Genomic DNA, 12,044 nt, shown 5'->3' with positions numbered 1-12,044 from the left:
AACGGCGAACCGAGCTGCATTAATCACGGTCTTATTCGTTGACCCTTGTATAGTTGGCCTTTCCCCCAGGAGATCCTTGCATGCGTATTTCTTCGCGCGTTATCGGCGGCGTCGTGGTTGCCACCCTGCTGACCCAGTTGACCGCCTGTGGCTCGATCTTTTTCCCCGACCGCCGTGGCCAGATCGAAGGCAAGATCGACCCGCTGGTCGCCGGCCTCGATGCCATCGGCATCCTGTTCTATGTCATCCCCGGGCTGATCGCCTTCGGCATCGACTTCGCCACCGGCGCCATCTACCTGCCCAACGGCACCACCGCGCAGATCGCCCCGGAAAAACTCCATGAATCCATTGGCACCGATGGCCGGGTGGACAACCAGAAACTGCAGGCCATCATCCAGACCGAACTGGGCCAGAGCCTGCCGCTGAACGATCCGCGGCTGATTCAGCACAAGGGCAGCCTGCAGCAACTGGCGCTGTACGGCCTGCAACCTTCCGCCTGATACCCGCCCGCACAAGGACCGCACCTGCATGAGCAACAGCCCCGAACACGCTCGCCTGCTGCGCCTGGCCACACGGGCCTCGGTGGCGGTCGCCAGTATCCTGATCGTGACCAAGGCCATCGCCTGGTGGCTGAGCGGCTCGGTGAGCATGCTCGCCGGCCTGACCGACTCGGCGCTCGACGGCGTGACCTCGTTCCTCAACCTGCTGGCGGTGCACTATGCGCTGCGCCCGGCGGATGACGATCACCGCTACGGCCATGGCAAGGCCGAGTCGCTGTCCGGCATGGCCCAGGCGCTGTTCATTGCCGGCAGCGCCATTCTGATCGCGGTACAGGCGGTGGAACGGATCCGCCATCCGGAGCCGGTCGGCGCGCCCTGGCTGAGCATCGGCGTGATCGTGCTGTCGCTGGCGCTCACGGCCGCGCTGCTGGTGCTGCAACACCGGGTCATCCGTGCCACCGGCTCCACCGCCGTGCGCGCCGACTCGCTGCATTACCGCTCGGACATGCTGCTCAACGGCAGCATCCTGCTGGCCCTGGTCTTCGCCAGCCTCGGCTTCGCCCAGGTGGACGCCTGGTTCGGCCTGGGGATCTCGGCCTACATCCTGTGGAGTGCGATCCAGATCGGCCGCGAGAGTTTTGCCGTGCTGATGGACGAGGAACTGTCGCCCGAAATCAGCCAGCACATGCTGGAGCTCGCCAAGGGCGTGCCGGGTGTGCTCGGCGCCCATGACCTGCGTACGCGGGTGTCGGGCAACCACTGGTTCGTGCAGTTGCACCTGGAGTTGCCGGGGGAATTGACGCTGTCGGTGGCCCATGGCCTGAGCGACCAGGCCGCCGATGCGATCAGCGCCGTTTACCCGAAGGCCGAAGTGCTGGTGCACGCCGACCCTCGGGAAGTGGTGAAGCGCCGCGACTGATCAGTAGTTGACCTGGTAGCCGCGGCTGCTCAGGCAGTTGCCCTGTGCCTGGCGGTAGGTCTGCACCACCGAGGGGTCCGGGGCATAAGTGGCCCGGGCCGGGTCGAAGCCGCTCTGCTGCACGGCCCAGCGATAGCAGTCCTCGCCATCCTGCTGCACCTGCTCGGGGCTCTGGCCGTTGGCCGGGTAGGCCACCACGTCATAGCCATTGCCCGATGGCGCCGGCGCCACCTGTGGCGCGGCGGCGGGCGGATCGACCACCACGTAGTCCTGGGTATCTTCCTGATAGAGGTAGTAGGCGCCTGCCGCAAGGAAGAACAGCGTGCTGCCGACCCAGACTTCCCGTGCATAGTCGGGCAGGTAGCTGATACGGATCCCGCGCGGTGGGGCGACCACCACATAACGTGGCCCCTGCGGGCGATACCAGTAGCCGCCGGAGAAGAAGTAGTCCTGCCCGCGATACGGCACCCGCCAGTTGCGGTCGGGGAAACGGTCGATCACATAACCGGGACGATACTGCGGCCCGGGGCCCCAGCCATTGCCATGGCCGGACGGCCGCCCCGGCCAGCGGTGGTCGTTGGGGTGATCGAAGTTGCCACCGGGCCGGCCGTTGTAGCCGCCGGGCTGCCAGCCGGGGTTGTAGCCGTTGCGCCGGGGAATGTCCGAGTAGTTGCCACGCAGCGGCTCCTGGGTCTGGCGCACGGTATCGGGCCGGCTCTGGATCGGCAGGTTGTTCTGCGGCTGTGGCGCCGGGCGACTCTGCTGGTTGGGATCGTTCTGGGGTGGACGCGGCTGCCACTGGCCGCCGAAGTTCTGCTCGCGCCGCTCGAAGTGCGGGTTGTTCTCCGGACGGGGCTGGCTGTTCTGCGGATGGAACGGGGTCATCTCCGGACGGGCCTGGGGTGCCTGCGGGCGAACCTCTGGTGTCTGCGGACGCGGCTGGACGTTCTCCGGGCGCGGCTGATTGTTCCCCGGCCGCTCCTCATGACCGCCCGGCCGCCCTTCGGGGCCACGCTGGCCACCGTTGGGATGGGGATGTTGCTGATTATCGTCACCCCGATCTTCAGCCAGCGCTTGCGCACCAACACTCATACAGAGCAAGCCAACACCTGCCAGACGCCAGATGCGCGATTTCATTCGGTTCCTCACTGCGGTTCAGGGCATGACCATAAGACTGGGAAAGCGGATTCCGGTTCTGCAACACTTTATCAGTCACGCGACTTATTTTACGCCCAATAAAAAAGGGAGGCTCGTCAGCCTCCCTTTGGGGAATTTCGTCCGTGCTCGACGCTTTTGACGCCGGCTCACCTCACACCGTCTTCTGGACCGTGTGTAGCCCGGGGGCCTGCACAACCCTGTGGGATTGCCGGCCGCGGCGCGCCTGATTCGGCGGACCGCTGTGGACTCGATGTCCGGGCAGTGATTCGTGTTGCAGTGATTCTGGTGATAAGAATAGGCCGACAGCGGCGGCAGGCGATTGCGAACATTGCTCGAATAAACATGACTTGCGCAATATTTCGCTTCAGATGGATAATTCAGCGCAATTGTTATGATAAAGGTCTGAATGATGAGCAAACTCGACCGATACGACCTGAGCATTCTGGCGGAATTGCAGCGCGATGCCCGCATCTCCAACCAGGAGCTGGCCGAACGCATCGGCCTGTCGCCATCGCCCTGTTCGCGGCGGGTCAAGCAATTGGAAGACGACGGCTACATCTCGCGCCAGGTCGCCCTGCTGGACCGCAAGAAGCTCGGCTTGAGCCTGACCGCCTACGTGTTGATCGGCATGGACCGGCACACCCCTGAACGCTTCGAGAACTTCGAGGCGGCGATCCGCAGCTTGCCGCAGGTACTGGAGTGCAGCCTGGTCACCGGGATGGATGCCGACTACCAGTTGAAGGTGGTGGTGGCCGACATGGATCACTACCAGAAACTGCTGCTCGGCCACCTGACCCGTATCGAAGGGGTGACCAGCGTGCGCTCCAGCTTCGTGCTCAACCAGGTGCTCAACAGCACCGAGTTGCCGTTGAATCACCTGCGCAACTGAACCGGGATCTGAGGCAAACCGCCGCAGGTCAATGCCGGCCGATTCTTCGCTGGCGTATACTCGGCGGGCTTTTTACCTCGCGTGTGCTGGAGAGTCCCGATGGATCCTGCCGTTTTCGAAGAATGGATGATGACCGGCCTGGTCAGCATCCTGATCATTTTCATGGGTTTCATCGTCTGGGACCTGGCGAAAAAGTCCAAGGCCGGACGCTTCGGTACGCTGATCCTGTTTTTCGTGCTGGGCCTGGGCGTGGCGGCGTTCGTGATCAAGAGCGTGGTGATCGGCCTGATCGAGTCCGGCTCGCTATAACCGCGCCGGGACTTCCTTCCACTGGCCCTGGTCGAGCCCGTCGAGCGTCCAGTCGCCAATCCGCACCCGTACCAGGCGCAGGGTCGGCAGGCCCACCGCCGCCGTCATCCGCCGCACCTGGCGGTTGCGGCCTTCGCGGATGGTCAGTTCCAGCCAACGGGTGGGGATACTCTGGCGAAAGCGCACCGGTGGGTTGCGCGGCCAGAGCTGGGGTTCCTCGAGCAGCCGGGCCTGGGCCGGCAGGGTCATGCCATCGTTCAACTCGACGCCCTTGCACAAACGCTCGATCTGCTCCGCCGTGGGAATGCCCTCGACCTGCACCCAGTAGGTTTTCGCCAGCTTGTGCTTCGGGTCGGCGATGCGCGCCTGGAGCTGGCCGTCGTTGGTCAACAGCAACAGCCCCTCGCTGTCGCGGTCCAGACGGCCGGCCGGGTAGACACCCGCCACATCGATGAAGTCCTTGAGCGTTGCCCTTCCCTCACCGTCGCTGAACTGGGTCAGCACATCGAACGGCTTGTTGAACAGGATCAGCTTGGGCTCGCGCGGCGGCGCCTTGGCGACACGACGGGGAGCGACAGGGCTTTTCGCCGCCGAACGGCGGGCGATGGGACGGGGGGGACGAGGCATGGCGAAGTGGACATCTGAGGATCAGGAGCCGTCATGCTAGGGCGTGCCGGGGATTATTTCCAGACGGGCCATGACCAATGCTTTCGAGGATAATAAAAGCTTCGCGGGCAAGCCCGGCTCCTACAGTACTGCGTCGTTCACAGATTTTGTATACGACGCGGTACTGTAGGAGCCGGGCCTGCCCGCGAAAGCGTCAACCTGGGCGACACAAGACTCCGCGGCCGCCCACGCCAGCGATATCAGCGGAACGGCGGCTCGTCGAAACTGCGCAGCTTGCGCGAGTGCAGCGAGTGCAGCTCGGTACGCAGCAGGTCCACCGCGGCGATGCCGATCTTCAGGTGCTGGCTGACCGCCCGCTCATAGAACGCGTTCGCCGACCCCGGCAGCTTGATTTCGCTGTGCAACGGCTTGTCCGATACGCACAGCAACGTCCCGTAGGGCACACGCAGGCGATAGCCCTGGGCGGCGATGGTGCCGCTTTCCATGTCCACCGCCACGGCACGGGACAGGTTGATCAACGGACGCTCCTGGGCCCAGCGCAATTCCCAGTTGCGGTCGTCGTAAGTCAGCACGGTACCGGTACGCAGGCGCTTCTTCAGGTCGTCGCCCTTGTCGCCGGTGACATTCGCAGCCGCTTCCTGCAGCGCCAGTTGCACTTCGGCCAGGGCCGGAATCGGGATGTTCGGCGGCACCACCCGGTCGAGGATGCCGTCACGGCGCATGTAGGCGTGGGCCAGCACGTAGTCGCCGATGGTCTGGGATTGGCGCAGGCCGCCGCAGTGGCCGATCATCAGCCAGCAATGCGGACGCAGCACCGCCAGGTGGTCGGTGATGTTCTTGGCGTTGGACGGACCGACGCCGATGTTGACCAGGGTCACGCCATGACCATCCGCGGCCTGCAGGTGATAGGCCGGCATCTGGTAGCGGTGCCAGACCACCGCGGCCGCCACCGCCTGGGCCTCGGCGTAGTCCATGCCCTTGTCGATGATCACGTTGCCCGGCAGCACCATGCGCACGAAACGCGGATCGTCGCGCAGTTGTTCCAGGCCATGGAGGATGAACTGGTCTACGTAGCGGTGATAGTTGGTCAGCAGAATCCACGGCTGCACATGGCGCCAGTCGCTGCCGGTGTAGTGCACCAGGCGACGCAGGGAAAAGTCGACCCGGGCCGCATCGAACAGCCCCAGCGGCAGCGGCTCGGCGTTTTCCCAGTCGTGCAGGCCATCGGCGATATCGTCGGTGGCGGCGGACAGGTCGGTACTCGGGAACACCCGTGCCAGGGCCGCGGCGGTCACGCCGGAACCGGCCAGTTCATCGCCCTGCTCGACCACGTACGGATAGGGAATGTTCTGCTCGCTGACACCGACTTCCACCGTCACGGTGAAATCGCGCATCAACGGCACCAGCTGTTCCAGCAGATATTTGCGAAACGCCCTGGGATGGGTGACGGTGGCGCTGTAGGTGCCCGGCAACTGGACCTTGGCATAGGCGCGAGTGGTCGTCGGAACCTCGCCCTGATAGGTGTAGGTCAGGCGCAGTTCGGGGTAACGGAACAGGGCGCGCTGGTCGGCGTCGGGTTCGACGCGGTCCTTGAGATAGCGCTTGAGCGCCTGGCTCAGGGCGGTCGTCGCACGCTCGTGGAGTTCGGCCAGGCGGTCGACGGCCTGCTCGGGGGTTTGCACGACAATAAAAGCTTCGGTCACGGAGAGTATCCTGTCTTTTGATGTTGCAGGCCCTCATCTTGCCTGCAACCTCGTCGGACGGGAACATCGGCGTTTCGTTCCGCCACGCGATCAGAAGCCCTGCGGGGTCGAACGGGCAACGATGGCTTCGACATTCACCCCGCGTGGCAAGGTGCCGTAGACCCGGCCAGCGCCGTCCAGGCGCCCGGCGATGAAACCGTCGCTGACCGCCGAGTTGCCCGCCTCCAGCAGCAGCTTGGCCTGCAGGGCCAGGGCGATGTCCTCGGTCAGTTGCCGGGCACGGTACTGGATGTCGCCGGTATCGGCGAACGCCTGCCTGAGTTGCCCGATATGCCGGGCCAGGCGCGGGTCGCCATGACCATCGCCCAGCTCGTCGAACAGCACTTCGAGCACCCCCGGCTCCTTCGACAGCGAGCGCAGTACATCCAGGCACTGCACGTTCCCCGAACCTTCCCAGGTCGAGTTCACCGGTGCCTCGCGGTACAGCCGCGGCAGGATGCTGTCTTCCACGTAGCCGGCGCCGCCCATGCATTCGGCCGCCTCGTTGATCATCGCCGGCGCCCGCTTGCAGATCCAGTACTTGCCCACCGCCGTGACCAGCCGGGCGAAGCGGGCCTCGCGCTCATCTCCCAGGCGGTCCAGCGCCTGGCCCATGCGCAGGCTCAGGGCCAGGGCCGCCTCGCTCTCCAGCGCCAGGTCCGCCAGCACGTTCTGCATCAGCGGCTGCTCACTCAGCAGGCGCCCACCGACCCGTCGATGCGCACAGTGGTGGCTGGCCTGGGTCAGGGCCTGGCGCATCAGGGCACTGGAGCCGACCATGCAATCGAAGCGGGTCATCGCCACCATCTCGATGATGGTCGGCACGCCACGCCCTTCTTCGCCGATCATCCAGGCCAGGGCGCCACGAAATTCCACTTCGCTCGAGGCGTTCGAGCAATTGCCCAGCTTGTTTTTCAGGCGCTGGATGTAGAACTGGTTGCGGCTGTCGTCCGGGCGGTGCCGCGGCAGCAGGAAACAGGTCAGGCCCTTGTCGGTCTGGGCCAGGGTGAGGAAAGCGTCGCACATCGGTGCCGAGCAGAACCACTTGTGCCCCACCAGCTCATAGGGCTGGCCGGGACCGCCAGCGCCGACGGGATACGCGCGCGTGGTGTTGGCCCGGACATCCGTGCCGCCCTGCTTCTCGGTCATGGCCATGCCGATGGTGGCGCCGCTCTTGTGGGCGATTCCGACATTACGCGGGTCATAGCGGGTGCTGAGGATGCTCGGCAGCCACTGCCCGGCGATGTCCGCCTGCAGCCTCAGGGCCGGCACGCAGGCGAAGGTCATCGTCAGCGGACAGCCGGTGCCGGCCTCGGCCTGGCTGTGCAGGTAAGTCATCGCGGCGCGGGCCACGTGGGCACCGTCCTGCGGGTCGGTCCAGGGCAGCGAGGGCAGGCCGTGCTCGATGGCGGTACGCATCAGCTCGTGATAGGCAGGATGAAACTCCACCAGGTCCTGGCGATGACCATAGCGGTCATGGCTGACGAACACCGGCTTGTTCTGGTTGGCCTGGAAACCCGCCTCCATCAGCGGCCCTCCGGCCAGCGCCCCATACTCGTCGATACGGGCCTGCGCCCAACCGGCGCCAAGGCGCCGCGACCACTCCTGCAGCGGCAGGTCGATCCGGTAGAGGTTGGCGCCATCGAGCGAGGGTGGCTGATTGGTGACTTCGTGGGTTTCGGCGTACTGATGGAGATTCATCGGGGCTGCTCCTGCAGGAAGTACCTGGAAGGCCAGTGAATCATGCAGCACACCGGGAAAAAAGTGGCATATACGCCTAAATGCCGGCGCTTTCGCCCTCCATCTGACTCAACAGCCGCCGCGCCAGGACACTCTGCAACTCCTCGAAACGCACCGGCTTGTGCAGGTAATCGGTGACGCCAGCGGCCCGGGCCCCCTCGTGCTCCACGCCATTGACAAGGCCGGTCAGCGCCAGGATCGGCACCTGCGCGAGGCGTACCTGCTCGCACAATATCGCCGCCCCCTGCGGTTCGGCCGCACTATCGAGCAGCAGCGCGTCGACACTGTCCTGCCGCAACAGGTCGATGGCCGCCCGAGGCACGTTGGCGGTCAGCACCCGATAGCCGAGCTTGAGAAGCATGCCCCTGACCACCAACTGGCTGACCTCATTGCCGTCCACCAGCAACACCGTGCACTCCTGCGGCTTGCGCGGTGTCGACAATGGCCGGGAAAGCCGCGGCGCCGACACCGTCACATCGACCTCGATCTGGAAGCGGCTGCCCATGCCCGGTTCGGATTGGTGAGTCATGCGCCCACCCAGCAGTTCGATCAGTTGCCGGCAGATCGCCAGGCCAATGCCCAGGCCGCCGTATTCGCGGGTCATCGAGCCATCGAGCTGGAAGAACCGCTGGTACAGCGTGGCTTCGTCCAGATGGGTGAAACCGATTCCGCTGTCGATCACGGCAAAGGACAGGGTCAGGTGCCCGGGCTCGGCCGAGTGGCCGATCACCCGCAACACCAGCCCGCCTTCACGGGTGAACTTGATGGCATTGTCCACCAGGCACTCCAGGCACTGGACGATTTTCGTCGCATCGCCGTGGAGGCTGTCGGGCAGTTCGTCGGCCACTTCGACGGAGAAATGCAGCCCCTTGTTCAGCACATTCCCGGCGAACTGTTCCTGCAGGCCCTTGAGCAGGCCCCGCAGACTGAAAGCCTGCGGATACACCTTGAGCCGCCCGGCCTGCAGCTCGGTGAGGGTGAGCAGACCGTTGACCATGCGCATCATGTCCCGCGCCGAACCGGCGGCCGTCTGCTGGTACTGCTCCAGTTCCGGATTCAGTTCCAGGGTCTGCATCAGTTCCAGCGAACCGATCACCCCATTCATCGGCGTGCGCAATTCATGGGTGACCGTCGCCAGGAACTCGTCCTTGAGGCGATTGCTGTTGGCCAGTTCCTGGTTCAGCACTTCCAGTTTCTGCCCGGACTCCAGCAGGGTCTGCGCCTGCTGTTCACGCATGGCATTGATCCGGTCGGCCAGGGCCAGCGACAACAGGCCAACCTCCAGGGCCGAGCCGATCTGGCTGGCGTACATGGTCAGGAACATGTTCGGCAGATAGCCCAGCACCATCAGGGTGTTGACCAACCCGCCCAGCAGGAACGCCGACCAGGCGATGATGAAATAGCGGGCCACCCTCTGGCCGCGGTACCAGGCACTGAGCCCGGCGAAGAAGATGGTCACGGTAAAGGCCAGGGCCAGCGCCGTTGCCAGGCGCAGGGCCAGCGCATAGCCGCTCATCAGCGACAACGCCATGACCAGCGCCCCCACCGCCATCAACAGCCGCAACAGGCGATCCAGCCAGCGACTGTGGGCCGCCGTATTCAGGAAGCGGCGGGAAAACTGGCAACCGAAGAAACCCGCCGAACCGATCAGGAACGGCGTCGCGGCGTTGGCCCACCAGGGGTTGTTCGGCCAGAAGTACTGGACCGCCGCACCGTTGACCGACAACTGGTAGAAGCCGAACGAGGCGATATAGAAGATGTAATAGAGGTAGCTGGTGTCGCGCACGCTGAGGTAGATGAACAGGTTGTAGACCAGCATCCCCAACAGCACGCCATAGATCAGCCCGAGCACGTACAGGCGCACCGGCTGCTCCTCCAGGTAGGCCTGGCTCGACCACAGGCTCAGCGGCGCCTGGACCGAACCCGCGGTCTGCAGGCGCAGGTAGACGGTCTTGCTTTCGTTCGGGGCGAAATCCAGCTCGAACAGGTAGTTGTTCTGCTTGATAGGCCGGCTGGCGAAGGGCAATTCATCACCGGTACGCTGGTTCAGACGGTATTCGCCGCTGGCGTCCGGCAGGTAGAGGTCGATGTGGTCCATCGGCGGGTAGGCCAGTTCCAGCAGCCAGGTTCGCCGTGCGTCGGGATTTTTCGGCTTGTAGGTCAGGTCGACCTTGAGCCAGAACGCCGATTGCGAATAACCGGCGTTGAGCGCGTCCTTGTCGTGCTGACGAAAGTGGCCGGCCATGGCGGGCGAGGCAATTTGCGCGATAGCGGCCTGGCCGCCCACGTCCTCGAACACTTGCATGACCCGGCCCAGGGGCAGGCTCTGAGTGGATTCATCAAACTCGACTGCGCTCGCCATCAGCGGCAGCAAGCTCAACAACATCATCAGCAAATAGCGCATACAGCCCCAGCATGGCCATTCCGGTCGCGTCAGGAGCCCCCATTCCCTTGAGACGACGTGATGCCGCATAGCCTGTTATTCGTTTGGATCCACTCTAGCATAGCCACTGATGGCTAAAAAACACCATTGTAATATTTCGGCGAATCGCTCTAGAACGGGCATTTGCGCGATTGAATCGAATTTGTGAGTAGCTGCTGTCGGCCACATCGGACAAACCTTCCGGGAAAAGATGCAACGCTGCGTGGACGATTCCGAAAAAAGCGATTGGTGGTAAGCTCGCGCCCCATGAATATCTACAGCTCTCGTCCCGTTGTTCTCTGCCTTTCCGGACACGACCCCAGTGGCGGCGCCGGCCTCCAGGCGGATATCGAAGCCCTGCTCGCCCAGGGTTGCCATGCCGCTCCCGCGGTCACCGCGCTGACCGTGCAGGATACGGTGAATGTCAGCGACTTCCGCGTGCTCGATCGCGAGTGGGTGTTGGCCCAGGCCAATGCGGTGCTCAACGACTCGACGGTCGCGGCGGTCAAGCTGGGCATGCTCGGCTCCCTGGAAATGGTCGACACGGTAGTCGAACTGCTCCAGGCGCACCCCCATCTGCCGATGGTCTGCGACCCGGTGCTGCGCGCTGGCGGCGGCGGCCGACTGGGCAAGGACGAGGTCGGCTACGCCATGCGCGAGCGCCTGCTGCCCCTGGCGAAGATCGCCACCCCCAACCTGCCCGAAGCGCGCATCCTGGCCGAGTTGCCCGAAGGCAGCGCCGATGAATGCGCGCAAAAGCTCCTGCCGTACTGCCAATACCTGCTGATCACCGGCGGCCATGGCGATGAGGAGCAGATCCACAACCGCCTGTACGGTCGTGACGGCAGCCGCCAGACCTTCAAATGCCAGCGCCTGCCCGGCAGCTATCATGGTTCGGGCTGCACCCTGGCGAGCGCCCTCGCCGGTCGCCTGGCCCAGGGCGAGCAACTGGTCAGCGCCGTGCAATCGGCCCTGGACTACACCTGGCGCACCCTGCGTGACGCCGAACAACTGGGCCAGGGGCAGTTCGTACCGCGCCGCCTGCCGCTGGATTTCTGCTCGTAATGTCTCCACCCGTAACGTCTTGAGGCCGAATCGATGAAACTACGTGGCCTGTATGCCATCACCGACAGCCAGTTGCTGGCCGGCAAGTTCCTCGCCCATGTCGAGGCCGCACTGGAAGGTGGCGTGACGCTGCTGCAGTATCGCGACAAGAGTACCGACGAGGCCCGCCGCCTGCGCGAGGCCGAGGCCCTGCTCAGGCTCTGCGAGCGCTACGGGACCCGGCTGATCATCAACGATGACGCCGAACTGGCCGCGCGCCTAGGGGTCGGCGTACACCTCGGGCAGACCGACGGCCCACTGACCCCGGCCCGTGCCCTGCTCGGCAGCCGGGCGATCATCGGTGCCACCTGCCATGCGCAACTGGAACTGGCCGAACAGGCCGCCCGGGAAGGCGCCAGCTACGTCGCCTTTGGCCGCTTCTTCAATTCCAATACCAAGCCCGGTGCACCGGCGGCCGATATCGCCCTGCTCGAACGGGCCCGCCCTGCGTTGCACCTGCCGATCTGCGTGATCGGCGGTATCACCCTCGACAATGCCGCGCCGCTGGTCGCCCAGGGTGCCGACCTGCTGGCGGTGATCCACGGGCTGTTCGGTGCCGAAAGCGCCCAGGAAGTGACGCGCCGCGCGCGCGCCTTCAATGCCCTCTTCACTTCATGATTTTCTGAGAGCCCGA

At 64.6% G+C, this 12,044-nt stretch carries 11 protein-coding genes; 6 read left to right on the top strand and 5 right to left on the bottom strand.

Going from position 1 to position 12,044, the window contains the following annotated elements; genetic code table 11:
* Positions 1–80: 80 nt before the first annotated feature.
* Positions 81–500: a hypothetical protein gene (locus ACZ5KU_RS03680; RefSeq protein ID WP_054061504.1), complete on the top strand. Its 420-nt coding sequence runs from the start codon at positions 81–83 to the stop codon at positions 498–500.
* 28 nt (positions 501–528) lie between these two features.
* Positions 529–1,419, top strand: a complete 891-nt coding sequence (locus ACZ5KU_RS03675; RefSeq protein ID WP_054061505.1) for a cation diffusion facilitator family transporter — start codon at positions 529–531, stop codon at positions 1,417–1,419.
* Here ACZ5KU_RS03675 and ACZ5KU_RS03670 read toward each other — a convergent pair whose 3' ends face one another.
* On the bottom strand, positions 1,420–2,556 hold the full coding sequence (locus ACZ5KU_RS03670) for a DUF6515 family protein (protein ID WP_054061506.1): 1,137 nt from the start codon (positions 2,554–2,556) through the stop codon (positions 1,420–1,422). It abuts the gene before it with no gap.
* Positions 2,557–2,986: 430 nt separating this feature from the next.
* On the opposite strand from ACZ5KU_RS03670, the gene ACZ5KU_RS03665 reads away from it, so the two are divergent.
* Both ACZ5KU_RS03665 and ACZ5KU_RS03660 read left to right on the top strand, forming a co-directional pair.
* Positions 2,987–3,466: an Lrp/AsnC family transcriptional regulator gene (locus tag ACZ5KU_RS03665; protein WP_054061508.1), complete on the top strand. Its 480-nt coding sequence runs from the start codon at positions 2,987–2,989 to the stop codon at positions 3,464–3,466.
* 99 nt (positions 3,467–3,565) lie between these two features.
* The gene (locus tag ACZ5KU_RS03660) at positions 3,566–3,775 is read left to right on the top strand and encodes a DUF2788 domain-containing protein (RefSeq protein WP_017903158.1); all 210 of its coding nucleotides are present in this window, start codon (positions 3,566–3,568) and stop codon (positions 3,773–3,775) included.
* On the opposite strand, the gene ACZ5KU_RS03655 is transcribed toward ACZ5KU_RS03660, so the two are convergent.
* The 4 genes from ACZ5KU_RS03655 to ACZ5KU_RS03640 all read right to left on the bottom strand — a co-directional run bounded on the left by ACZ5KU_RS03655 (position 3,770) and on the right by ACZ5KU_RS03640 (position 10,288).
* Positions 3,770–4,402 carry a pseudouridine synthase gene (locus tag ACZ5KU_RS03655; RefSeq protein ID WP_054061507.1) on the bottom strand — a complete coding sequence of 211 codons (633 nt, stop codon included), beginning with the start codon at positions 4,400–4,402 and terminating at the stop codon, positions 3,770–3,772. The genes ACZ5KU_RS03660 and ACZ5KU_RS03655 overlap by 6 nt on opposite strands.
* Positions 4,403–4,641: 239 nt before the next feature.
* Positions 4,642–6,105, bottom strand: a complete 1,464-nt coding sequence (gene amn / locus ACZ5KU_RS03650; protein WP_054057108.1) for an AMP nucleosidase — start codon at positions 6,103–6,105, stop codon at positions 4,642–4,644.
* Positions 6,106–6,195: 90 nt separating this feature from the next.
* Complete coding sequence (locus ACZ5KU_RS03645) at positions 6,196–7,845, bottom strand: acyl-CoA dehydrogenase family protein (protein WP_054057107.1); 1,650 nt, start codon at positions 7,843–7,845, stop codon at positions 6,196–6,198.
* Positions 7,846–7,921: 76 nt separating this feature from the next.
* Complete coding sequence (locus ACZ5KU_RS03640) at positions 7,922–10,288, bottom strand: hybrid sensor histidine kinase/response regulator (RefSeq protein ID WP_464736840.1); 2,367 nt, start codon at positions 10,286–10,288, stop codon at positions 7,922–7,924.
* 285 nt (positions 10,289–10,573) lie between these two features.
* Here ACZ5KU_RS03640 and ACZ5KU_RS03635 point away from each other — a divergent pair, with 285 nt between their 5' ends.
* Both ACZ5KU_RS03635 and thiE read left to right on the top strand, forming a co-directional pair.
* A complete protein-coding gene (locus ACZ5KU_RS03635) occupies positions 10,574–11,371 on the top strand; it encodes a hydroxymethylpyrimidine/phosphomethylpyrimidine kinase (RefSeq protein WP_054063743.1) in 798 nt (265 codons plus the stop codon).
* Positions 11,372–11,404: 33 nt separating this feature from the next.
* Positions 11,405–12,028, top strand: a complete 624-nt coding sequence (gene thiE / locus ACZ5KU_RS03630; protein ID WP_054057104.1) for a thiamine phosphate synthase — start codon at positions 11,405–11,407, stop codon at positions 12,026–12,028.
* Positions 12,029–12,044: the final 16 nt, after the last annotated feature.

This window comes from Pseudomonas sp. Tof1 (assembly GCF_055390395.1).
The sequence above is the reverse complement of the archived record's forward strand: the minus strand, read 5'-3'. Positions and strand labels throughout refer to the sequence as shown.

Excerpts from the sequence above, each read along its gene's own strand:
- ACZ5KU_RS03680 (WP_054061504.1), top strand. The coding sequence starts at position 81 with ATGCGTATTTCTTCGCGCGTTATCGGCGGCGTCGTGGTTGCCACCCTG.
- ACZ5KU_RS03675 (WP_054061505.1), top strand. The coding sequence starts at position 529 with ATGAGCAACAGCCCCGAACACGCTCGCCTGCTGCGCCTGGCCACACGG.
- ACZ5KU_RS03670 (WP_054061506.1), bottom strand. The coding sequence starts at position 2,556 with ATGAAATCGCGCATCTGGCGTCTGGCAGGTGTTGGCTTGCTCTGTATG.
- ACZ5KU_RS03665 (WP_054061508.1), top strand. The coding sequence starts at position 2,987 with ATGAGCAAACTCGACCGATACGACCTGAGCATTCTGGCGGAATTGCAG.
- ACZ5KU_RS03660 (WP_017903158.1), top strand. The coding sequence starts at position 3,566 with ATGGATCCTGCCGTTTTCGAAGAATGGATGATGACCGGCCTGGTCAGC.
- ACZ5KU_RS03655 (WP_054061507.1), bottom strand. The coding sequence starts at position 4,402 with ATGCCTCGTCCCCCCCGTCCCATCGCCCGCCGTTCGGCGGCGAAAAGC.
- ACZ5KU_RS03645 (WP_054057107.1), bottom strand. The coding sequence starts at position 7,845 with ATGAATCTCCATCAGTACGCCGAAACCCACGAAGTCACCAATCAGCCA.
- ACZ5KU_RS03640 (WP_464736840.1), bottom strand. The coding sequence starts at position 10,288 with ATGCGCTATTTGCTGATGATGTTGTTGAGCTTGCTGCCGCTGATGGCG.
- ACZ5KU_RS03635 (WP_054063743.1), top strand. The coding sequence starts at position 10,574 with ATGAATATCTACAGCTCTCGTCCCGTTGTTCTCTGCCTTTCCGGACAC.
- thiE (WP_054057104.1), top strand. The coding sequence starts at position 11,405 with ATGAAACTACGTGGCCTGTATGCCATCACCGACAGCCAGTTGCTGGCC.